Raw genomic sequence first — 20,683 nt, forward strand, 5'->3', positions numbered from 1 at the left:
GCCCCCGGACCTCCGGCGGCTACTCGATGACGACGGGCGTCACGGACACGTCCGAGGACGTCAGCTCCAGCTTGGCGGTGAAGGTGTACGTCTCGGTGAGGTCCACGCTGGTCGTCGCCCCCGTCGCCAGGTCCTGCTCGACGAGCTCCAGGTCGACGTCGACGTCGAGCGGGCGCAGCACCCAGCCGCCGTCGAACCCGGCGATCTCCACGTCGGGGTAGTCGGCGATCTCCCAGTCGATGGTCGACGGGTCCACGCGGGCGGCCGTGTCGTACGCCAGCGGGCAGCCCGTCGGCATGAGGACCTGCTGCCCGGCGCACCCGTCGAGGTACTCGCGCAGCTGCCGGTCCACCGCGTCCTCCAGCGCCTGCGTGGGCTGGGAGACCAGCTGGAGCTGCTCGTCGGTGTCGTCGACGCCGTCGACGACCCGGGTCGTGTCCTCGGCGTGGAAGAACTCCTTCTCGAACGAGGCGGTCACGACGGCCGGCGGCAGTACGGGGAACGCCTGCTCTCCTGCGGCGACGGGCGACTCGACGTCGTTGACCCGGATGTCGGTCGTGTTGGAGGCGTTCACGGTCACGACCGGCAGCTTGCCCATCTGGATCTGCCACTCGTCGAAGAACAGCCAGTCGCGCCCGGTGCGCACCAGGCGGAAGTCCGCGTGGTGCCGGTTCCCTCCGACGTCGTAGGAGACGCGGACGGAGGCGCGGTCCTCCTCCTGCGCGGTCTCCTCGACCTCGTAGTCGCCGAGCGCGGCGGTCGAGGCCTTCAGGGGGTCGCCGGAGAGCATCAGCCCGTTGCCCGCGGGGGCCTCGAGCCCGAGGTGCCCCAGCGCGGTCGCGCCGTCTCCCTGTTCGAGCGTCTTCATGTAGTCCCCGACGACGCGCTCGGGCCCGAAGATGCGGGCGTTCGCGACGGCGATCGTCATGGCGGCGGCGACGAGGACCACGATCAGGACCATGGCCCAGGTGGCGGCGACCCGGACGATGTCCGAGCCGGAGCGAGACGATTTATCCACGGATGACACGTTATCAGCGGCGGCGTCGACGGCGGGTGCCGAAGAGCCCCCGCATGAGCTCCTTGCCGAGGATCCCGGCGACCTTCACGGCGGCGTCCACCATGGGGTTGTCCTGCCTGCTCGTGCGCGATGCGGGGCGGGAGCCGGTGCCCTTCGGTGCCGGGCGGGCGGCCGCGTCCCCGGTCGACTCGGTACGACGGCGGCCGCCGGCGGCACGCTCGCCACCGTCGGACCGCTCGGCCCGGGCGGAGTCGGCTTTCAGCTTCTCGTACGCGGACTCCTGGTCCTCGGCAGTGCCGTAGGCGCCCAGCAGGGATGAGCCGGCCACGACCTCGTCGACGACGTCCCCGGCGGACGCGCCCATCTTCGACCGCGGGGAGAACATGCGCGTCCAAGCGACCGGGGTCGGGGCGCCCTTCTCGTTCATGACCGTGACGATGGCCTCGCCGGTGCCGGCTCCGGTGATGGCCTCTTCGAGGTCGTAGTCGGAGTGGGGGAACGTGGAGGCGGTGGCCCGGAGGGCCTTCGCGTCGTCGGGGGTGAACGCGCGCAGCGCGTGCTGGACGCGGTTGGCGAGCTGGCCGAGGACCTCGGACGGCACGTCCTGGGGCGTCTGGGTGACGAAGAAGACCCCGACGCCCTTCGAGCGGATCAGGCGCACCGTCGTCGTGATGGAGTCCATGAACGCCTTGGAGGCGTCCTTGAAGAGCAGGTGGGCCTCGTCGAGGAAGAAGACCAGCTTGGGCTTGTCGGCGTCGCCGACCTCGGGCAGCTCCTCGAAGAGGTCCGCGAGGAGCCACATCAGGAACGTGGAGAAGAGCAGCGGCTGCTGCAGCAGGCTGGGCAGTTCGAGGCACGAGATCACGCCGCGGCCGTCCTCGGCGGTGCGCAGGAGCTCGGCGGTGTCGAACTCCGGCTCGCCGAAGAACCGGTCCCCGCCCTGTGTCTCGAGGGTGACGAGGTTGCGCAGGATCACGCCGGCCGTGGCCGAGTTCAGGCCGCCGAGGTCCGCCAGCTCGGCCTTGCCCTCGTCGCTGGTCAGGTGCCCGATGACGGCGCGCAGGTCCTTGAGGTCGTCGAGTTCCAGGTCCTTCTTGTCCGCGTAGTGGAAGACCAGCATGAGCGAGGACTCCTGCGTCTCGTTCAGGCCGAGCACACGGGAGAGCAGGAGCGGCCCGAAGGAGGAGACGGTCGCGCGGATCGGGACGCCGGCGCCCTTGCCGCCGAGCGAGAAGTAGTCGACGGGGTAGGTCTTCGACTCCCAGTCCATGCCGATCGAGGCGGTGCGCTCGAGCAGCTTCTCGGAGCTCGTTCCCGCAGTGGACAGGCCGGTCAGGTCGCCTTTGATGTCGGCGAGGAACGTCGGGACCCCGGCCTCGGAGAGCTGCTCCGCCATGACCTGCAGGGTGATGGTCTTGCCGGTGCCCGTCGCGCCGGCGACGAGACCGTGGCGGTTCATCATCCGCAGCGGCAGGGCCACCTGCGCATCGGGGAAGACCTCTCCGTCGACGAGCGCCGCGCCCAGGGCGAGGGAGCTCCCGTCGAAGACGTATCCGTTGGCGATGGTTTCTGCGCGTTCCGCGGGTGACTTCTTTGCCATGGCACCAGAGTAGTCGGCCCGGGCGCGCGGCGGGGGGAGGGTGCCGGCCGAATCGGGCGTCACAGTCGCGTCTTGTGACGCTCTTGAGTCTCGAACGGCCCGGAAACAGGCGACACATCGAGCAGCAAACGGTCACGACATGTCATGTGCAGCACTGTGAAGCGCCCTGCGGCGGCGCACTTGTGCCGACGGCGCGGCTGGACTCACGATGGAATCACCAACCCATCAAGAGCGGCCGAGAGATCTGGATCGACGACGCCGCAGCAACCATCCGAGGGACCCGGAGCACGAGCCGGGGACTGAGGAACGGTGCTACCGCCAGAAGCGATGGAGACGCATCCACGTCGTCCACGCCTGCAGACGGTCCGCCCCTCGGCGGCCTGTACGCGGGCGTTGTTCGTGGTGTCCTCCTTCGCGGATCAGCGAGGAGAAGAAATGACTGAATACGCGGCCTCGGCGGTAGCGCCGTCGTTGTCCTACGAGCTCTATCCGCCGCGCAACGACCAGGCCAAGTCGAAAACCGTCGACGTGATCTCCGCACTCGCGGCCAGCGCACCGGACTACGTCTCCGTGACCTACAACGGCACCCCGGAGCGCCGGCGCGCCTCGGTGGAGCTCATCGGGCACCTGATCGAGCACACCCGGCTGCGTCCGCTGGCCCACCTGACCTGCGTCGGCGAGACCCGCGAGTCGCTCGACCGGCTCGTGAACCACCTGGTGGCGCTCGGCGTCCGGGGCGTCCTGGCCCTGCGGGGCGACAAGCCGGAGGGCGCCGAGCACGACGCCGCGTCGGCCCACGGCGAACTGCCCTTCGCCCGCTACCTGGTGGAGCTCATCCGCAACGTGGAGAACCGGCGCTCCGCCTCGCTGGCCGCCGGCCGCCTGGCGATCGGCGTGGCCGCCTACCCCACGCGCCACCCCGAGTCGCCGACGTTCCGGCACGACGTCGAGGTCCTGCTCGCCAAGGAGCGCGCCGGGGCGAACTTCGCGATCACCCAGATCTATTTCGACCCCGCCGACTACACGAACCTCGTCCGCGAAGCCCGTGCCGCCGGAGTGACCATCCCGATCGTCCCGGGCATCATGCCCGTGAACAACGAGCGCCGACTGCTGCGCCTCTGCGAACTCTCGGGGCTGGAACCCGACGAGGCGCTGCGGGCCCGGCTCGCCGACGCCTCCTCGGACGCCGAGCGCCACCGCATCGGCGTCGGACACGCCGCCGAGCTGGCCCAGGCCGCGTTCGACGGCGGCGCCCCCGGCCTGCACCTCTACACGTTCAACGACGCCCGCAGCCCGCTCGACGTCGTCGACGCCCTGCAGCTGACGGGTTCCGGCACCGCCGACGCCCGCGAGGGCGCCGACTACGGGGACGCCGACGCCCTCAGCGCCGCGTCCCGACTCGCCCACGCCTGACCGACCACCCACGACCTCCCAGACGACACAACCCGCAAGGAGCAGCACCATGAGCAGCAACACCTTCCCGAACGCCACGATCCTCGGCTACCCGCGAATCGGCCCGAACCGCGAGCTGAAGAAGGCCGTCGAGTCCTACTGGAAGGGCGACAGCACGCACGCCGAGCTGAACGCCGCGGCCGAGGCCCTGCAGGACCGCACCATCGACCGCCTCGTCGAGCTGGGCCTCTCGGCTGCGGACTCCTCGATCCCGGCCGACTTCGCCCTGTATGACCAGGTCCTCGACACCACGGCCGCCCTCGGCGCGCTGCCGCAGCGCTTCGCCGACCTGGGCGGACCGGACGGAGAGGTCGGCACCGACGCCTACTTCACCCTCGCCCGCGGCGACAAGGAGCGCCAGCCGCTGGAGATGACCAAGTGGTTCGACACCAACTACCACTACCTCGTCCCGGAGATCGGCCCCGAGACCCCGTTCCGCGCCCTGGCCGACGGCCTCGCCGGGATCGTCAAGCGCCAGTCCGCCCGCGGCAACACGCTGCGCCCGGTCCTCGTCGGCCCCGTGACGTACCTGCTGCTGTCCAAGCCGGAGGAGGGCGCCCCGGAGGGCTTCGACCCGCTGGACCGCCTCGACGACGCGGTCGCCGCCTACCGCGGCATCATCGCCCAGCTGGCCGCCGCCGGCGCCGAATGGGTCCAGCTCGACGAGCCGGGCCTGGTCACCGAGCGCGGCAGCACGCTCGTCCCGCTCGCCGAGAAGGCCTACGCCGCCCTCGCCGGCGAGAAGGAGTACGACGGCGTCGCGCGCCCCTCCCTGTTCGTCACCACGGGCTACGGGACCGCGGGCGACATCACCGCACCGGGTGCCGGCCTGGCCGCCCTGGCGTCGACCGGCATCGAGGCCGTGCACGCGGACCTGGTCCGCGGCGCGATCCCGGCCGCCGGCCAGCTGACGGCTCTCGGGGCGACCCGCCTCGTCGCGGGCGTCGTCGACGGGCGCAACATCTGGCGCAACGACCTCGCCGCCTCGCTGCAGACCCTCGTGGGTCTGGAGTCGGCCGTGGCGGGCGACCTCGCCGTCGCCACGACCACCTCGATGCTGCACGTCCCGCACGACGTGACGCTGGAGCCGAGCCTGCCGGAGCACCTGCCGGGCTGGCTGGCCTTCGCCGACCAGAAGGTCGCCGAGGTCCTCACCCTCGCGAAGGGCCTGGCCGACGGGACGGCCGGCATCGAGGCGGAGATCGCCGCCTCCGACGCCGCCATCGAGCACCGTGCATCCTTCGCCGGCACCCGGGTCGAGTCGGTCCGGCAGCGCCAGGCCGCCCTGACCGAGCAGGACATCGACCGCGCGCCGGCCGAGCAGCGCGCCGAGGCGCAGAAGGCCCGGCTGAACCTGCCGGACCTGCCCACCACCACGATCGGCTCCTTCCCGCAGACGGGCGAGGTCCGGAAGGCCCGCGCCGAGTTCCGCGCCGGCAAGATCACCGCCGAGCAGTACGACCAGTTCCTCAAGGAGGAGATCGCCCGCGTGGTGGCACTCCAGGAGGATCTCGGCCTCGACGTCCTGGTGCACGGCGAGCCGGAGCGCAACGACATGGTCCAGTACTTCGCCGAGAACTTCGACGGCTTCGCCGAGACCGTCAACGGCTGGGTGCAGTCCTACGGCTCGCGCTGCACGCGCCCGTCGATCCTCTGGGGCGACGTGACCCGCCCGGCGGCGTTCACGGCGCCGTGGACCCGCTACGCGCAGTCGCTGACCGAGAAGCCGCTCAAGGGCATGCTCACCGGCCCGGTGACCATCCTGGCGTGGTCCTTCGTCCGCAACGACCAGCCGCTCGGCGAGACCGCCGACCAGGTGGCACTGGCCCTGCGCGACGAGATCGCCGACCTCGAGGCCGACGGCACGGCCATCATCCAGGTCGACGAGCCGGCGCTGCGCGAGCTGCTGCCGCTGCGCGCCGCGGACCAGGCGTCCTACCTGAAGTGGTCGGTCGAGTCGTTCCGCCTGGCGACCTCCGGCGTGCGCCCGGACACGCAGATCCACACGCACCTCTGCTACTCGGAGTTCGGCGAGGTCATCGCCGGCATCGACGGCCTGAACGCGGACGTGACGAGCATCGAGGCCGCCCGCTCCAAGATGGAGGTCGCCGCCGACCTCGCCGAGTTCGGCTACCGCCGCGGCGTCGGCCCGGGCGTCTACGACATCCACTCGCCGCGTGTGCCGTCCACCGAGGAGGTCGAGTCGCTCATCAAGACGGCCATCGCCAACGTGCCGCTGCCGCAGCTCTGGATCAACCCGGACTGCGGGCTGAAGACCCGCGGCTACGAGGAGACCGTCGCGTCGCTGCGCAACGTCGTCGCCGCCACCGAGTCGGCCCGCGCCGCCCTGCTGGCCGAGGTCCCGGCCTAGGCACGCCCCGTCCCCCGGGCGCGGCAGCCGCCGCGCCCGGGCGCACCACCTACCATCCACCCCTCTCCGCACGCCGGGCGGGCGGCGCACCAAATGTGCGCCGCCCCGCCCGCCCGGCACGGGAACTCAGGACTTGAGGAGCCCCTTCCATGAGTTCAACCACCTCCATCCACTCCGGCTACACACCGCAGGGTCCGCACTACCCGGTGTCCGTCCCGGTCCTGCAGACCACCGCCTACGAGTTCCCGTCCTACGCGGACGCGCAGCAGATGTTCGCCCAGACCAAGCCGGGCTTCACCTACACGCGCACCGGCAACCCGACCGTCGCGGTGCTGGAAGCGCGCGTCGCGGAGCTGGAGGGCGGCGTCGCCGCCGTCGCGACCTCCAGCGGCCAGTCCGCCGTCGCGCTCGCCCTGCTCGCCCTGCTCGGGCGCGGCGACGCCGAGCGCGCCGGCGGAGCGGAGCACGACGGCGCCGGGCGCCGGATCGTCGCGGCCCACCAGCTGTACGGCGGCACCATGGACCTGCTCACCGACACCTTCGCCGACTTCGGCTACCACGTGGACTTCGTCGACCACCAGGACCTCGACGCCTGGCGCACGGCCGTCACGCCGCAGACCCGCGCCGTGCTGCTCGAGTCGATCACGAACCCGCTCGCCGAGCTGCCGGACCTGCCCGCGATCGCGGAGATCGCGCACGCCGCCGGAGTGCCCGTCGTCGTCGACAACACGCTGGCGACGCCGGCGCTCTACCGGCCGATCGAGCACGGCGCCGACGTCGTGGTGCATTCGGCGACGAAGTTCCTCGGGGGTCACGGCAGCACGCTGGCCGGGGTCCTCGTCGACGCCGGCACGTTCGACTTCGCCGCCGACCCCGCGAAGTGGCAGCAACTGGCCGGCGACAAGGAGCGCTACGCCGCCGGCGCCAGCGCCGGGGCCACCCTCGTCGAGCGCTACGGAAAACGCGCTTTCGCCGCCCTGGTCCGGACCAAGTACCTGCACGACCTCGGCCCCGCGCTCTCGCCCAGCGCCTCCGCCGAGATCCTGCGCGGAGTCGAGACGCTCGAGCTGCGTGTGGCACGGCACGGGCAGAACGCCCGGGCCGTCGCCGCCCACCTGGCCCGGCATCCGGCCGTCTCGCGGGTCCACCACCCGTCCGTGTTGATCGAGCAGGAACCGGAGGCCGTCACCTCGCGCGTCCTCGCCCGGGACTTCCCGGCCGGTGCCGGGTCGGTGTTCGCCTTCGACCTGGCCGCGGACGCGGACGAGGATCCGCGCGCCGTCGAGCGCTTCATCGACGCGCTCGGCGTGTTCAAGCTGGTCGCCAACCTCGGCGACACCCGCTCCCTCGTCTCGCACCCGGCCGCGATGACCCACTGCCGCATGACACGCGCGCAGCGGGCCGCGGCCGGAATCTCCGAGACCACGATCCGCGTCTCGATCGGCCTCGAGGAGCCTGCGGACATCATCGACGACCTCGACCAGGCGCTGCTGACCGTCAGCGACGCCACTGCCGGACTGACCACCACGGAAGGAGGCGTGGCCCGATGAGCGACGCCCGCGGATTCAACACCCTCGCCATCCACGCCGGACAGGAGCCGGACCCGCTGACCGGGGCCGTGATCCCGCCGATCTACCAGACGTCGACGTTCGTGCAGGACGGGATCAACGTCCTGCGCGGCGGCCACGAGTACTCGCGCGGCTCCAACCCGACGCGCGACGGCTTCCAGACGCAGCTCGCCGCGCTCGAGGGCGGGCACGCCGGCTTCGCCTTCGCGTCCGGCCTCGCCGGGGAGGACGCGCTGCTGCGTGCCGTCCTGGAGCCGGGGGACCACATCGTGCTCGGCGGCGACGGCTACGGTGGAACCAATCGACTTGTCAACCAGTTGTTCGGCCGCTGGGGCGTGTCCAACACGGCCGTCGACATCACCGACACCGACGCGGTGCGTGCGGCTGTGCGGCCGGGTGCCACGCGCGTGCTGTGGCTGGAGACGCCGTCGAATCCGCTGCTCGGCATCGCGGACATCGCGGCGTGGGCGCAGATCGCCCGCGAGGCCGACGCGCTGCTCGTCGTCGACAACACCTTCGCCTCGCCGTACCTGCAGCGGCCGCTCGCGCTGGGCGCCGACGTCGTGGTGCACTCGACCACCAAGTACATCGGCGGCCACTCGGACGTCCTCGGCGGCGCAGTGATCGTCTCGGACCGGGAATTCCGCGGCAAGAGCCTCGCCGAGGCGGTCGGATTCCAGCAGTTCGCCGGGGGAGCGGTGGCTGGTCCGCAGGACAGCTACCTGGCCGCCCGCGGACTCAAGACGCTCGGGCTGCGCATGGAACGGCACAGTGCCAACGCGCAGCAGCTCGCCGAGTGGGCGCGCGAGCAGGACGGCGTCGCCCAGGTCCTGTATCCGGGCCTGCCGGAGCACCCCGGACACGAGCTCGCCAAGCGGCAGATGAGCGGCTTCGGCGGGATCGTCTCCCTGCGCTTCGGCGACGAGGCTGCGGCGCGGACGTTCGCGGAGTCGACCACGCTGTTCGCGCTGTCGGTCAGCCTGGGCGGGGTCGAGTCGCTGGCCTGCTACTGCTCGGAGATGACGCACGCGTCCGTGCGCGGGACCGAGCTGGCCGTGCCGACGGACCTGGTCCGCCTCTCGGTGGGCGTCGAGGATCTCGCCGACCTCACGGAGGACATCGCCGACGCCCTGGCCGCGGTCAGGGCTGCGCGAGGGGTTGTCCAAGCGGCCTGAGTGCTCTCAAATCCGGCCGTCCGCTGCCTCTTGGTCAGCGGGCGGCCGGCACCGCCCCACGAGTCGTCGCTGAGCGTCGAGAATTGCCTGCCAGGCCGCAGCGAATCGTCGCTGAGTGTCGGGAAAGCCGGATTTGGCTGCAACCAATGACGACTCGACGCGCGGGGCCCGGCGCCAACCACCGCCAGTGACGACTCGATGTGCGGCAGCCGCGAACTCTGCTGCCGACTCGGGCTAGAAGGGGTTCAGGAGGCGGTGGACGAACTGCCGGGTCCGGTCTTCGCGCGGCTCGCGCAGGACCTGGTCCGGGTGTCCGCGCTCGACGACGACGCCGCCGTCCATGAAGACGACCTCGTCGGCGACCTCCCGGGCGAAGGCCAGCTCGTGCGTCACCAGGACCATCGTCCAGCCCTCCTCCGCGAGCTCCTTGATGACGGTCAGGACGTCGCCGACCAGCTCGGGGTCGAGGGCAGACGTCGGCTCGTCGAACAGCAGCAGCGACGGCTTGAGGGCGAGCGCGCGGACGATGCCGACGCGCTGCTGCTGACCGCCGGAGAGCTCGTGCGGGTAGGCGGCCTTCTTGGCTCCCAGACCGACGCGTTCGAGGAGCTGCTCGGCCTCGGCCACCGCGTCCGCGCGCTTGCGCTTCTGCACCGTCACCGGGCCCTCGATCACGTTCTGCAGCACGGTCATATGCGGGAACAGGTTGTAGCTCTGGAACACCATGGCGCTGCGGGTGCGCAGACTGTCGCGCTGGCGCTTGGTGGTTTTCGCCGAGAAGTCCACGACGGGTCCGGACGCGAAAGCGACGTTGCCGCCGTCGGGATGCTCGAGGCCGTTCAGGCAGCGCAGGACGGTGGTCTTGCCGGAACCCGACGGGCCGATCAGGGCCAGCACCTCGCCGGGCTCGACGGCCAGATCGATCGAGCGGAGGACCTGGTGGTCCCCGAACGACTTCTGCAGATCGGACACCCGCAGCATCGGGGCGGATTCAGTGGGCGACATAGCGGTCCAGCTTCTTCTCGAGTTGGTTCTGGCCGGCGGAGAGGACGGTGCAGAACACCCAGTACACCAGCGCGGCGGCCAGATAGATGACCATGAACTTCTGGCTGAAGGCAGCGATGTTCTGGGCCTCCTTGAAGGCCTCGTTGACCAGGATGAGCGAGGCCAGTGACGTGTCCTTGACCAGGGAGATGAACGTGTTGGACAGCGGCGGAACGGAGACGCGGGCGGCCTGGGGCAGGATGAGGCGGCGCAGCGTCGTCGTCCGGGACATTCCGATCGTGTACCCGGCCTCCCACTGGCCCTTGGGAACCGACAGGATGGCGGCGCGGATGACCTCGGCCGCGTAGCCGCCCACGTTGAGCGAGAACGCGATGATCGCGCTCGGCCAGGGATCCAGCGTCACCCCGACCGAGGGCAGCCCGTAGAAGATGACGAAGAGCTGCACCAACAGCGGTGTTCCGCGGATGACCGAGACGTACCCGCGCGCGATCGACGAGAGCACCTTGTTGCGGCTGATGCGCATGAGGGCGACGACGACGGCGAGGGCCAGCCCCAGCGCGAAGCTGGACAGCGCCAGGGGGATCGTGCCCTTCAGCCCCGCGAGCGCGATCGGGCCGAGGGACTCGAAGAAGAGGGTCCAGTCGAAACCCATGGATGGCTCCTGCCTGTGGCCGGGTTACTGGGAGACGTCCTCGCCGAAGTACTCCGTGGAGATCTCGGCGAGCGTCCCGTCAGCGGCGAGTTCCGCCAGAGCCGAGTCGACCTGTTCGACGACGGACTCGGAGCCCTTCGGGAACGCGAACGCGACCTCGGAGGTCTCCTCCGTCTCAGCGGCGATCTTGATGTTCTGGTTGTCCTCGGTCTTCTGGTAGTCCAGTACCGTCAGCTTGTCGTTGATCGTGGCGTCGACGCGGCCCTGCTCGAGGAGCGTGACGGATTGCGCCCAACCCTCGACCGGTTCCACCTCGGCGCCGGAGTCGACCGCGAGGGTGTACCAGTTGCTCGCGCGCGACTGTGCCGTGCGCTGGCTCTCGAGGTCATCGAAGCTGGTGATCGAGTCGTTGTCGGCCAACGTGACGATGACACCGGTGCTGACGGTGTAGGGCGTGCTGAAGAGGTACTCCTCCATGCGGTCGGGCGTCATCGTGACCTGGTTGGCGACCGCGTCGAAGCGACCGGCGTTCAGGCCGGCGAACATCGCGTCCCACTGGGTCTCTGCGAATTCGATCTCCACGCCCAGCTTCTCGCCGACCGCGCGGGCGACCTCGACGTCGTACCCCGTCAGCTCGCCGTCGCCTCCCTCGTGGTAGGAGAACGGCCGGTAGGTGCCCTCGGTGCCGATGGTCAGCTTGCCCGACTCCTGGACCGACTCCCACGTCACACCGGACGCGGAGGCCTCCGCGGGCTCCCCGCCCGTCTCGGACCCGGTGGAGCCGCAGGCGGCGAGGGCGAGGGCGGCACCGGCTGCGGCCGCGAGGCCCAGCGCGCGGCGGGTGAGCGGGATCGACGGGAGGAAGCGAGTCATGTCGGGGATCCTTCTGGTGGGTCTGGAAGTCGAGTGAACGGCGTGGGGCGCCACCATGCTTCAGCGTGCGTGCCGGCGCCATTATTCCGCGGTGCTACCGATACCCTAGCGCGCCCCTCCGCGTCAGGGGAGGACTCCCTCCACAGCTAGTGCGGTAGCAGGAGCGGGACGAGCATCATGGCCGGGATCGCGGCGATCGTGGTCAGCAGCACGGTGTCCTTGGCGATCACCACGCCGCGCTCGTAGCGGGAGGCCGTCACGAAGACGTTCTGAGCCGTGGGCAGGGCGGCCATGACGACGACGGCGAAGAGCTCGGCGCCCTCGAGCCGGAAGGCGAACGCGCCGATCAGCCACGCGAAGACCGGGTGCAGGAAGAGCTTGAGGACGGAGGCGACGATCGTATCCACGCGCCGGCCGCCGGCCCTGGCCAGCGGCCGCGAGTTGACGAGCGAGATTCCGAAGGCCAGGAGCATGGCCGGGATGGACGCGCCGCCGATGAGCTCTATCGGGTCCGCGACCTGCTGCGGAAGCTCCCAGCCGAAGAGCGCGAAGAGCAGGCCGAGCAGGGAGCCGATGATCATGGGGTTCCGCGCCGAGTGCAGCAGCATCGCCGTCGGCGTGGTGCGGTGCTTGGACGTCGTCGCGTCCAGCAGGGTCAGGAAGACCGGGCTGAACAGCGCCAGCTGGAACAGGATGATCGGGGCCGCCTGGGTGATGTCGCCGAGCACGTAGACGGCGATCGGCAGGCCGAGGTTCGCCGAGTTCACGGTCGAGGCGCTCATGGCCCCCAGCAGGGCCTCGGCGGGCTCGCGGCGCAGCCACCAGCGGGTGATGAGGAAGTAGGTGAGTGCGACGGCCGACGCGGAGAGGAGGGCGACCCAGAGGGCGGGCCCCAGGACCGTCGTCGGTTCGGAGTCCTTGAGCGTCGTGAAGAGCAGCGCCGGGCTCGCGACGAAGAAGGTGAGCCGGTTCAGGACGTAGCGGGCCTGGGGTCCCAGAACGCCGGTCCGCCCGACGGCGTATCCGACGAGGATCACCGTCCAGACGACGGCGAACCCCGACAGGACCCCGAGCAAGGCTTAGGAGACGGAGCCGCTGCGGGCGGCCAGGGAGTGCGGAGGGCGGGACACGGAATCGGACACGGCCTCTGCCGGGTCGCTGCCGAGCTCGATCATCTCGTTGTCCGCATTCACGTGCACCACGCGGGGGGTGTAGGCGCGGGCCTCGGCCGTCTCCATCTCGGCGTAGCTGATGAGGATGACGGTGTCGCCGGGGGTGATCAGGTGGGCGGCGGCCCCGTTGATGCCGATCACGCCGCTGCCGCGCTCGCCGGCGATCGTGTACGTCTCCAGGCGCGCTCCGTTGGTCACGTCGACGATGTGCACGAGTTCGCCGGGCAGGATGTCGGCGGCGTCGAGCAGGTCGGAGTCGACCGTCACGGAACCCACGTAGTGCAGGTCGGCCTGCGTGACGGTCGCGCGGTGGATCTTGGACTTGAACATTGTGCGTTTCATGGCAGGTCCATTCTACGCCCCGCGCTGCGGCCGCGCTGTGGTCTGTTCCACTGCGGCCGCTGCGGCGGGGGATGCAAAAAAGTCGCGGGAGGATCTGGATCCTCCCGCGACGGGCGAGCGGCTGACGGGAATCGAACCCGCGTAATCTGCTTGGGAAGCAGAGGCTCTACCATTGAGCTACAGCCGCGCGTCGGGCTTTTCAGCCCGAGCGTGAACAACGCGCTTCACTCTACCGCAGGTGGCGAGGTGGATCGAAATCAGGCGTCGGGTGCGGCCGACGTCGGCTGCCGCCACCCGTCCCGACGGTAGAACGGCGTGCCGAACAGCAGGACGACGACGGTCGTCGTCACCGCGGCGAGCATCACCGAGGCCATGGCGACCGAATCGCCGCCGAAGACGCCGACCAGCGGGCTGACGAGCCCCGCGACGCCGGCCTGCAGGGCCCCGATCACGGCGGCCGCCGTCCCGGCCATGTGCCCGTAGTCGTTGAGGGCCAGGACGGAGGCGTTCGGAGGGATCATGCCCTGCGTGCCGAGCACCAGCCACAGCGCGCCGAGCAGGGCGGGAAGCCCGCCGAACCCGGTGGCCGCCACCGCCAGCAGCAGCAGCGCGCAGACGAGCTGGACCAGCACCGCCACGCGCAGGATCCTGGCGGGGGAGACCCGCCGGACCAGCGACGCGTTGATCTGGGCCGATCCCACCAGGGCGCAGCCGTTCACGGCGAAGAGCAGGGCGAACTGCCCCGGGGAGAGCCCGAACTCGTTCTGGAACACGAACGGCGACCCCACCACGTAGCTGAGGATCACGGCCATGCCGAGCCCCGGGACGATGGCGAGGGCCAGGAAGCGGCGGTCGCGCAGGAGGACGCCGTAGGCGCGCAGGACGCCGATCGACCCCTTGGGCCGGCGGGACGCGGGCGGAAGGGTCTCCGGCATCCAGCGCCAGACGATCGCGACCAGGACGACGCCGATCAGGGCGAGCGCGTAGAAGACCGCCCGCCAGTGCCAGACGCCGGCGATCGCCTGGCCGATGGTCGGCGCGAAGAGGGGCGCGACGCCGATCACGAGCATCAGCCTCGACAGCAGCCGCGCCGCGTCGGAACCCACGAACCGGTCGCGGATGACGGCGATCGCGACCACGCCCGCCGCGGCGTTGAAGAACCCCTGCAGGCACCGGAGCGCGATGAGGGTCTCGATGTTGGTGGCCAGGGAGCACAGGATCGAGAAGGCGACGTGCAGGCTGATGCCGATCAGCAGCGGCAGGCGGCGGCCGAACCGGTCCGAGAACGGGCCGATCACCAGCTGGCCGACGCCGCCGCCGAGCAGCATGGCGGAGACGGTGAACTGCACAGCCGCGTGGCTGGCGTGCAACTCCGCGGCGACCGTCGGGAGGGACGGCAGATACATGTCCACCGTCACGGCCGGAAGCGCCGCGAGGGCGCCGAGCATCAGGATGTATTTGACGCTCGGAACGTAGCGCGGGCGTTTGGAAACGGGCGAGTCATCGGTCACCAGATAGACAGTATCGAAAACTCGCCCGTCACCGGCCGATTGATTAGTTAATTCCCACTATTAAGTACGCGGGAGGGCGGAAGTCAGGCGGTCGGGGCGCCGTCGTCCTCGGAGTCGACCGGCTGGAAGTCGCGGCGGATGGCGTCGACGCCCTCGGCAGGGATCTCGAAGCCGATCTGGTGGCCGGCGTTGAGGACCAGGCCGGCGCCATTGAGGTTCTGCACGACGGCGGCGCCGGTGACCTTCACGCCGAACGGTGCGGCCTCGATGTATTGCTGCGGGACACGGCGCAGGTCGGAGAACACGGCGATGCGCGGCTCGCCGTCCGGGTTCTGCAGCACGAGCGGCGCCACGTCCTTGGACTCCTCGGTCACCTCTTCGCTGCTGAGGAAGAAGACCTCGGAGTTCAGGAAGGTGGCGATGACGTCGCCGGCCTTCTCGGGGTCCTGCTGGCCGGCCAGCAGCGTGGCCTCCAGGTCGTTCTGGGGCTCCTCGGGGGTGAATTCCCCGGCGTCGGCGGTGGGCGTTTCGTTGGTCTCAGGCGTCTCGCTCATGCCTACACCCGACCACGCTTGAGGTCGTGGCGCAACATTGTTCCGCCGAATCGGTTTCGTGCCCCGGAGGCGTCACGGCCTAAAGTGGTAGGGCGCCCAGTGCCGGGCCGCCACTACCAAGCATTTGCAAGGAAGCATGATGACCGAATTCCGCTATGAGGATCTGCTGCCGATCGGCGCCGACGAAACCCCCTACCGCCTGCTGACCACCGAGGGCGTCCGGGCCGTCGAGGGTCCGGGCGGCCGGAGGTTCCTGGAGGTGGCGCCGGAGACGCTGCAGGAACTGGCCACGACCGCCCTGCACGACATCTCCCACTACCTGCGCCCGGCGCACCTGCAGCAGCTGCGCAACATCCTCGACGACGAGGAGGCGAGCGCGAACGACAAGTTCGTCGCGCTGGACCTGCTGAAGAACGCCAATATCGCGGCCGGCGGAATCCTGCCCATGTGCCAGGACACCGGCACCGCGATCGTGATGGGCAAGCGCGGCCAGCACGTCCTGACCGACGGCCCGGACGAGAAGGCCCTGTCGAAGGGCATCTACGACGCCTACACCCAGCTGAACCTGCGCTACTCGCAGCTCGCCCCGCTCACGACCTGGGAGGAGAAGCAGACCGGCAACAACCTGCCGGCCCAGGTGGAGATCTACTCGGACACCGAGCCGGGCCACGAGAACCAGTACAAGTTCCTGTTCATGGCCAAGGGCGGCGGATCGGCCAACAAGTCCTTCCTCTACCAGGAGACCAAGGCGATCCTGAACGAGAACGCCATGCTGAAGTTCCTGGACGAGAAGCTGCGCTCGCTCGGCACGGCGGCCTGCCCGCCGTACCACCTCGCCATCGTCATCGGCGGTACGAGCGCCGAGTTCGCGATGAAGACGGCGAAGTACGCGTCGGCGAAGTACCTCGACACCCTGCCGACCGAGGGGGCGATGACCGGCCGCGGCTTCCGCGACACCGACCTCGAGGAGAAGGTCCACCAGCTGACGCGGGACTTCGGCATCGGCGCCCAGTTCGGCGGCAAGTACTTCTGCCACGACGTGCGCGTCGTCCGCCTGCCGCGCCACGGCGCCTCGCTGCCGGTCGCGATCGCCGTCTCCTGCTCGGCCGACCGCCAGATGCTCGCGAAGATCACCGAGGACGGCGTCTTCGTCGAGCAGCTCGAGACCGATCCGGCCCAGTACATGCCGGACGAGTCGCACCCGGCCGTCGCCGCGCACGACGACGAGACCGACGGCGTCTCCGGCACCGGAGGCAGCTCCGTGGTCAAGATCGACCTCAACCAGCCGATGGACCAGATCCTCGCCGAGCTGACCAGGCACCCGGTCAAGACGCGCCTGTCCCTGACGGGCCCGCTCGTCGTCGCCCGCGACATCGCGCACTCCAAGATCAAGGAGCGCCTCGACGCCGGCGAGGAGATGCCGCAGTACATGAAGGACCACCCCGTCTACTACGCGGGCCCGGCGAAGACCCCGGAGGGCATGGCCTCGGGTTCGTTCGGTCCGACGACGGCCGGCCGCATGGACTCGTACGTCGACCAGTTCCAGGCCGCCGGCGGCTCGATGGTCATGCTGGCCAAGGGCAACCGCTCCCGCCAGGTCACGGACGCCTGCAATGAGCACGGCGGGTTCTACCTGGGCTCCATCGGCGGCCCGGCCGCCCGCCTGGCCCTCGACTGCATCAAGAAGGTCGACGTGCTCGAGTACGAGGAGCTCGGCATGGAGGCCGTCTGGAAGATCGAGGTCGAGGACTTCCCGGCGTTCATCGTCGTCGACGACAAGGGGGAGGACTTCTTCGCCGCGACCATGACGCCGACGTTCACAGGCATCCCGGTCCGCTCCAAGTAGGCGGCCCGCGTCCGGGGCCGGCGATGTGTCCCGCGCCTCGGACGCGACTAGGCTGTGTGCTGTGACTGTAGACAAGAACACCCGAGCACTAGAGGCGGAGATCGAGACCGATTTCCGCGACAAGATGAGTTACGGCTCCTACCTGGGCCTGGAAACTCTGCTGAACTCGCAACACCCCGTGAGCCGGCCCGAGCACCACGACGAGATGCTGTTCATCATCCAGCATCAGACGTCGGAGCTCTGGCTCAAGCTGATGCTGCACGAGCTCAAGGCGATCCGGCGCCGTCTGCGCGAGGACGACCTGCGGTTCGCGCTCAAGCACATCGCGCGGGTGAAGCACATCCAGCGGTCCCTGACTGAGCAGTGGAGCGTGCTGGCGACGTTGACGCCGAGCGAGTACGCCGAGTTCCGCGGCGACCTGGGCGCCTCCAGCGGCTTCCAGTCCTACCAGTACCGCGCAGTCGAGTTCCTGCTGGGGAACAAGAACGCGGGCATGGTCAAGGTCTTCGAGGCCGATCCGGAAGCCCAGCAGGTGCTGACCGAGCTGCTGAACCTGCCGAGCATCTACGACGAGTTCGTCCGCCTGCTCGCCCGCAAGGGCTTCGACGTGCCGGCCGAACTGCTGGACCGCGACGTCACACAGGCGCACGTGTTCTCCGAGGGGCTCGTCGCGGTCTACAAGGAGATCTACGAGAACGCGTCCGAGTACTGGGACCTCTACGAGGCCTGCGAGGAGCTCGTCGACCTCGAGGAGAACTTCCAGCTCTGGCGCTTCCGCCACATGAAGACGGTCGAGCGCACCATCGGTTTCAAGCGCGGAACGGCCGGATCGTCCGGCGTCGGCTTCCTGAAGCGCGCCCTCGAGCTCACGTTCTTCCCCGAGCTGCTGGCCGTCCGCACCGAGATCGGCGCCTGACGCCCCGCCTCGGTCTCGGGCGGGCCGGGCCTACTCGGCCCCGGCCCAGCTCGGCAGCCGGAAGAGGCCGTCCGTCACGTCGATGCGCAGCGGGCTGAGCGGGGACTGCCCGGTCAGCGGTTCGGAGACGACGTCGGCCGCCGCCTCGAGCGCGGCCACGTACTCCTCGTAGGTGCCCGCCTTCGAAGCGGTGAAGTCGGCGACGGTCGCGTCCCCGAGGTAGCGCAGGTGCCACGGCTCGTACGAGTAGCCGGTCTGCTCCTCGGCCGCCTCGGGGTAGCGGACGATGAATCCGAACTCCCCGGCGTGCTCGGCGATCCACTGCCCGGCCGGGGTGTCCCCGAAGCAGGTCTGCAGGGAGCACAGGCCGCTGGCCAGGCCCAGGTCGACTGCCAGGCCGAGCTGGTGCTCGCTGGTGCCCGGTTCCGCGGAGATGCGGGAGGCGTAGGCCTCGCCGTAGCGGGCCGCGTAGGAGTCGAAGAGCTGGTGCTGCCGGTCGTAGGACCGGTAGCCGCTCTCGACGGCCAGCGCGTGGCCCGCGGCGGCCGCGGCGTCGACGAGTTCGCGTGTGGCGGCAGCGGCCTCGGGGACCAGCTGGTCGCCGGAGCTGGAGACGGTCTCCAGCTCCTCCGGGACGTAGTCCACGGGGTCGAGCGGTCGGGCGGGGTTCACGATGGCGGCCGGCGACGCGGGGTCCTGGGTCTCGTCCACGGTCGGGGCCGCGGCGACGGCGGAGGGTGCGACGACGACGGCCGCCGCCAGCAGGGCGACAGCCGCGAGGGCGCGGCGCAGCACGGCCGGGGGTGCGGATCCGCGCCGGCTGCGGGACGGGGTGCGGTCTGAATCGTGGAAGTGCATGCTTCCACCAATCGTAGCCAAGGAAGCTGAGCGGCGACAGATAGGATATTTTGGGGTGCGTGCTGCTCTCTGATCGTGATATCCGCTCCGAACTCGACTCCGGACGCATCGGGCTCGACCCGTATGAACCGTCCATGATCCAGCCGTCCAGCGTGGACGTGCGCCTGGACCGCTTCTTCCGGCTGTTCGACAACCACAAGTACGCCCACATCGACCCCGCAGCGGACCAGCCCGAGCTGACGCGCCTCGTCGAGGTCGATCCCGACGAGGCGTTCATCCTGCACCCGGGGGAGTTCGTGCTCGGGGCGACCTACGAGCAGGTCTCCCTGCCGGACGACGTCGCGGCGCGCCTCGAGGGCAAGTCCTCGCTCGGCCGCCTGGGGCTGCTCACGCACTCCACCGCCGGCTTCATCGACCCCGGCTTCACGGGGCACGTCACGCTCGAGCTGTCGAACATGGCGACGCTGCCGATCAAGCTCTGGCCGGGTTCGAAGATCGGGCAGCTGTGCTTCTTCCGGCTGACGTCGCCGTCCGACCACCCGTACGGCTCCGGCAAGTACGGGAACCGCTACCAGGGCCAGCGCGGCCCGACGGCGTCGCGCAGCCACCTGAACTACCACCGCACCGACCTCGCCACGTAGCGCGACGCTCCCGGCGGGCCCGTGCCCGCCGGGAGCGTCGCGGCAGGACGCTACGGCTTCGCCTCGAGAACCATGTTGAAGTCGTTCTCGGCGGCCCGGCGCACCGAACGGTAGCCGGCCTCGTCGAGCACCTCCCTCAGCCGGGTCTCGCCGGCGTGCGCTCCCAGTGCCAGCCCGACCGGCTGGGACAACGAGTTCGGCGTGCACATGAAGGTCGATGCCGCGTAGCCGATCGCCGCCATCGGCACGGTGGCCAGCGTCGTCGCGAGATCATCAGCGGCCAACGGCTCCACCAGCACCAGGGTGCCGTCGGGGGCGAGGGCCCGCCGGGCGTGCGCAGCCGCCCCCACCGGGTCGCCGAGGTCGTGGAAAGCATCGAAAAAGGTGATGATGTCCACGCCGGTATCCGGGTATCCGTGGCAGTGGCCGGTCTGGAACCGCACCCGGTCCGAGACCCCGGCCTCGACGGCCCGCGCCGTGGCCGTCTCGATCGACGGCGGGTGCGCGTCGTAGCCGACGAACTGGGACTTCGGATACGCCTCGGCCATCAACAGGACGGGGGCGCCTCGCCCGCAGCCGACGTCGACCACCGTGGCGCCCGCCTCCAGCTTGTCGTGGACGTCGGACAGCGCGGGGATCCACTCGCTCACCAGGTTGTTGCGGTAGCCGACGCGGAAGAACCTCTCCGTCGACTCGAACGTGGCCGGGTCCTGGTCCGACCAGGGGATGCCGGCGCCGCTGCGGAACGCGTCCACCAGCTGGTCGATCCTTCGGTGCATCCCGCTGATCAGCGGGGCTGCCCCGATCATCGCAGCCGGCGAGTCGTCGGAGGCCAGCACGGCGGCGTGCTCCGGAGGCAGGATGAAGGACCCTTCGGACGGGTCGAAGGCGACGATGCCGGCCGCCGCCTGCTGCGAGAGCCACTCGCGGACGTAGCGCTCAGCCGTCCCGGTCCGCCGGGCGAGCTGCTCCGGGGTGGACGCGCCGCCGGCGGCCAGGGCGGCATAGAATCCGGCCCGGTCGCCGACCACCATCATCGCGGTCGTCGCCCCGCTGGCCAGTACGCCGCCGACCTGCTGGGCGAACGCGCCGACCTTCTGCATGTCAAGTGCTGCGGTTGTCATGATTC

18 protein-coding genes and 1 tRNA gene are annotated in these 20,683 nt (G+C 70.2%); 7 read left to right on the plus strand and 12 right to left on the minus strand.

Annotation, left to right across the window (positions count from 1 at the left end):
* Positions 1-19 precede the first annotated feature (19 nt).
* Together IE069_RS03935 and IE069_RS03940 are read right to left on the minus strand one after the other, a co-directional pair.
* The gene (locus IE069_RS03935; protein ID WP_189348820.1) at positions 20-1,018 is read right to left on the minus strand and encodes a zinc ribbon domain-containing protein; all 999 of its coding nucleotides are present in this window, start codon (positions 1,016-1,018) and stop codon (positions 20-22) included.
* A gap of 13 nt (positions 1,019-1,031) precedes the next feature.
* Positions 1,032-2,681 carry a helicase HerA-like domain-containing protein gene (locus tag IE069_RS03940; RefSeq protein WP_444545866.1) on the minus strand — a complete coding sequence of 550 codons (1,650 nt, stop codon included), beginning with the start codon at positions 2,679-2,681 and terminating at the stop codon, positions 1,032-1,034.
* Positions 2,682-3,053: 372 nt separating this feature from the next.
* Here IE069_RS03940 and IE069_RS03945 point away from each other — a divergent pair, with 372 nt between their 5' ends.
* The 4 genes from IE069_RS03945 to IE069_RS03960 all read left to right on the plus strand — a co-directional run bounded on the left by IE069_RS03945 (position 3,054) and on the right by IE069_RS03960 (position 9,184).
* Positions 3,054-4,031, plus strand: a complete 978-nt coding sequence (locus IE069_RS03945) for a methylenetetrahydrofolate reductase (protein ID WP_189348822.1) — start codon at positions 3,054-3,056, stop codon at positions 4,029-4,031.
* Positions 4,032-4,080: 49 nt separating this feature from the next.
* The gene (metE, locus tag IE069_RS03950; protein WP_189348823.1) at positions 4,081-6,441 is read left to right on the plus strand and encodes a 5-methyltetrahydropteroyltriglutamate--homocysteine S-methyltransferase; all 2,361 of its coding nucleotides are present in this window, start codon (positions 4,081-4,083) and stop codon (positions 6,439-6,441) included.
* A gap of 149 nt (positions 6,442-6,590) precedes the next feature.
* The gene (locus tag IE069_RS03955; protein ID WP_189348824.1) at positions 6,591-7,991 is read left to right on the plus strand and encodes an O-acetylhomoserine aminocarboxypropyltransferase/cysteine synthase family protein; all 1,401 of its coding nucleotides are present in this window, start codon (positions 6,591-6,593) and stop codon (positions 7,989-7,991) included.
* Positions 7,988-9,184: a cystathionine gamma-synthase gene (locus IE069_RS03960; RefSeq protein ID WP_189348825.1), complete on the plus strand. Its 1,197-nt coding sequence runs from the start codon at positions 7,988-7,990 to the stop codon at positions 9,182-9,184. The genes IE069_RS03955 and IE069_RS03960 overlap by 4 nt, the downstream gene beginning before the upstream one ends.
* Positions 9,185-9,418: 234 nt before the next feature.
* Here the strand turns inward: IE069_RS03960 and IE069_RS03965 are convergent, their stop codons facing one another.
* The 8 genes from IE069_RS03965 to IE069_RS04000 all read right to left on the minus strand — a co-directional run bounded on the left by IE069_RS03965 (position 9,419) and on the right by IE069_RS04000 (position 15,293).
* A complete protein-coding gene (locus IE069_RS03965) occupies positions 9,419-10,189 on the minus strand; it encodes an amino acid ABC transporter ATP-binding protein (protein WP_308425370.1) in 771 nt (256 codons plus the stop codon).
* On the minus strand, positions 10,176-10,841 hold the full coding sequence (locus IE069_RS03970; RefSeq protein WP_189348826.1) for an amino acid ABC transporter permease: 666 nt from the start codon (positions 10,839-10,841) through the stop codon (positions 10,176-10,178). Before IE069_RS03970 ends, IE069_RS03965 begins: the two co-directional genes overlap by 14 nt.
* A gap of 24 nt (positions 10,842-10,865) precedes the next feature.
* Positions 10,866-11,714 carry an amino acid ABC transporter substrate-binding protein gene (locus IE069_RS03975; protein WP_189348827.1) on the minus strand — a complete coding sequence of 283 codons (849 nt, stop codon included), beginning with the start codon at positions 11,712-11,714 and terminating at the stop codon, positions 10,866-10,868.
* Between the two features lie 146 nt (positions 11,715-11,860).
* Positions 11,861-12,790 carry an AEC family transporter gene (locus IE069_RS03980; RefSeq protein WP_189348828.1) on the minus strand — a complete coding sequence of 310 codons (930 nt, stop codon included), beginning with the start codon at positions 12,788-12,790 and terminating at the stop codon, positions 11,861-11,863.
* Positions 12,791-12,793: 3 nt separating this feature from the next.
* Complete coding sequence (panD, locus tag IE069_RS03985) at positions 12,794-13,228, minus strand: aspartate 1-decarboxylase (protein WP_189348829.1); 435 nt, start codon at positions 13,226-13,228, stop codon at positions 12,794-12,796.
* 116 nt (positions 13,229-13,344) lie between these two features.
* Positions 13,345-13,415, minus strand: a tRNA-Gly gene (locus IE069_RS03990).
* 70 nt (positions 13,416-13,485) lie between these two features.
* The gene (locus tag IE069_RS03995; RefSeq protein ID WP_229790930.1) at positions 13,486-14,739 is read right to left on the minus strand and encodes a multidrug effflux MFS transporter; all 1,254 of its coding nucleotides are present in this window, start codon (positions 14,737-14,739) and stop codon (positions 13,486-13,488) included.
* Between the two features lie 83 nt (positions 14,740-14,822).
* Positions 14,823-15,293 carry an SseB family protein gene (locus IE069_RS04000; RefSeq protein ID WP_189348830.1) on the minus strand — a complete coding sequence of 157 codons (471 nt, stop codon included), beginning with the start codon at positions 15,291-15,293 and terminating at the stop codon, positions 14,823-14,825.
* Positions 15,294-15,432: 139 nt separating this feature from the next.
* Here IE069_RS04000 and IE069_RS04005 point away from each other — a divergent pair, with 139 nt between their 5' ends.
* Complete coding sequence (locus tag IE069_RS04005; protein ID WP_189348992.1) at positions 15,433-17,139, plus strand: fumarate hydratase; 1,707 nt, start codon at positions 15,433-15,435, stop codon at positions 17,137-17,139.
* A 61-nt stretch (positions 17,140-17,200) separates the two neighbouring features.
* The gene (gene kynA / locus IE069_RS04010) at positions 17,201-18,055 is read left to right on the plus strand and encodes a tryptophan 2,3-dioxygenase (RefSeq protein WP_189348831.1); all 855 of its coding nucleotides are present in this window, start codon (positions 17,201-17,203) and stop codon (positions 18,053-18,055) included.
* A 30-nt stretch (positions 18,056-18,085) separates the two neighbouring features.
* On the opposite strand, the gene IE069_RS04015 is transcribed toward kynA, so the two are convergent.
* Positions 18,086-18,913 (minus strand): M15 family metallopeptidase, encoded by an 828-nt coding sequence (locus IE069_RS04015; protein ID WP_189348832.1) that lies wholly within the window; start codon positions 18,911-18,913, stop codon positions 18,086-18,088.
* A 59-nt stretch (positions 18,914-18,972) separates the two neighbouring features.
* Here IE069_RS04015 and dcd point away from each other — a divergent pair, with 59 nt between their 5' ends.
* Entirely contained in the window at positions 18,973-19,554 is a 582-nt protein-coding gene (dcd, locus tag IE069_RS04020; RefSeq protein ID WP_189348833.1) for a dCTP deaminase, read from the plus strand.
* Between the two features lie 50 nt (positions 19,555-19,604).
* On the opposite strand, the gene IE069_RS04025 is transcribed toward dcd, so the two are convergent.
* Complete coding sequence (locus IE069_RS04025) at positions 19,605-20,678, minus strand: class I SAM-dependent methyltransferase (RefSeq protein ID WP_189348834.1); 1,074 nt, start codon at positions 20,676-20,678, stop codon at positions 19,605-19,607.
* Positions 20,679-20,683 lie beyond the last annotated feature (5 nt).

The sequence above is a fragment of the Zhihengliuella salsuginis genome, assembly GCF_014651715.1.
Taxonomy (GTDB): Bacteria; Actinomycetota; Actinomycetes; order Actinomycetales; family Micrococcaceae; genus Zhihengliuella; species Zhihengliuella salsuginis.

Excerpts from the sequence above, each read along its gene's own strand:
- metE (WP_189348823.1), top strand. The coding sequence starts at position 4,081 with ATGAGCAGCAACACCTTCCCGAACGCCACGATCCTCGGCTACCCGCGA.
- panD (WP_189348829.1), bottom strand. The coding sequence starts at position 13,228 with ATGAAACGCACAATGTTCAAGTCCAAGATCCACCGCGCGACCGTCACG.
- IE069_RS03960 (WP_189348825.1), top strand. The coding sequence starts at position 7,988 with ATGAGCGACGCCCGCGGATTCAACACCCTCGCCATCCACGCCGGACAG.
- IE069_RS03975 (WP_189348827.1), bottom strand. The coding sequence starts at position 11,714 with ATGACTCGCTTCCTCCCGTCGATCCCGCTCACCCGCCGCGCGCTGGGC.
- IE069_RS03970 (WP_189348826.1), bottom strand. The coding sequence starts at position 10,841 with ATGGGTTTCGACTGGACCCTCTTCTTCGAGTCCCTCGGCCCGATCGCG.
- IE069_RS03955 (WP_189348824.1), top strand. The coding sequence starts at position 6,591 with ATGAGTTCAACCACCTCCATCCACTCCGGCTACACACCGCAGGGTCCG.
- IE069_RS04025 (WP_189348834.1), bottom strand. The coding sequence starts at position 20,678 with ATGACAACCGCAGCACTTGACATGCAGAAGGTCGGCGCGTTCGCCCAG.
- IE069_RS04000 (WP_189348830.1), bottom strand. The coding sequence starts at position 15,293 with ATGAGCGAGACGCCTGAGACCAACGAAACGCCCACCGCCGACGCCGGG.
- IE069_RS03945 (WP_189348822.1), top strand. The coding sequence starts at position 3,054 with ATGACTGAATACGCGGCCTCGGCGGTAGCGCCGTCGTTGTCCTACGAG.
- IE069_RS04015 (WP_189348832.1), bottom strand. The coding sequence starts at position 18,913 with ATGCACTTCCACGATTCAGACCGCACCCCGTCCCGCAGCCGGCGCGGA.
- IE069_RS03965 (WP_308425370.1), bottom strand. The coding sequence starts at position 10,189 with ATGTCGCCCACTGAATCCGCCCCGATGCTGCGGGTGTCCGATCTGCAG.
- IE069_RS04005 (WP_189348992.1), top strand. The coding sequence starts at position 15,433 with ATGACCGAATTCCGCTATGAGGATCTGCTGCCGATCGGCGCCGACGAA.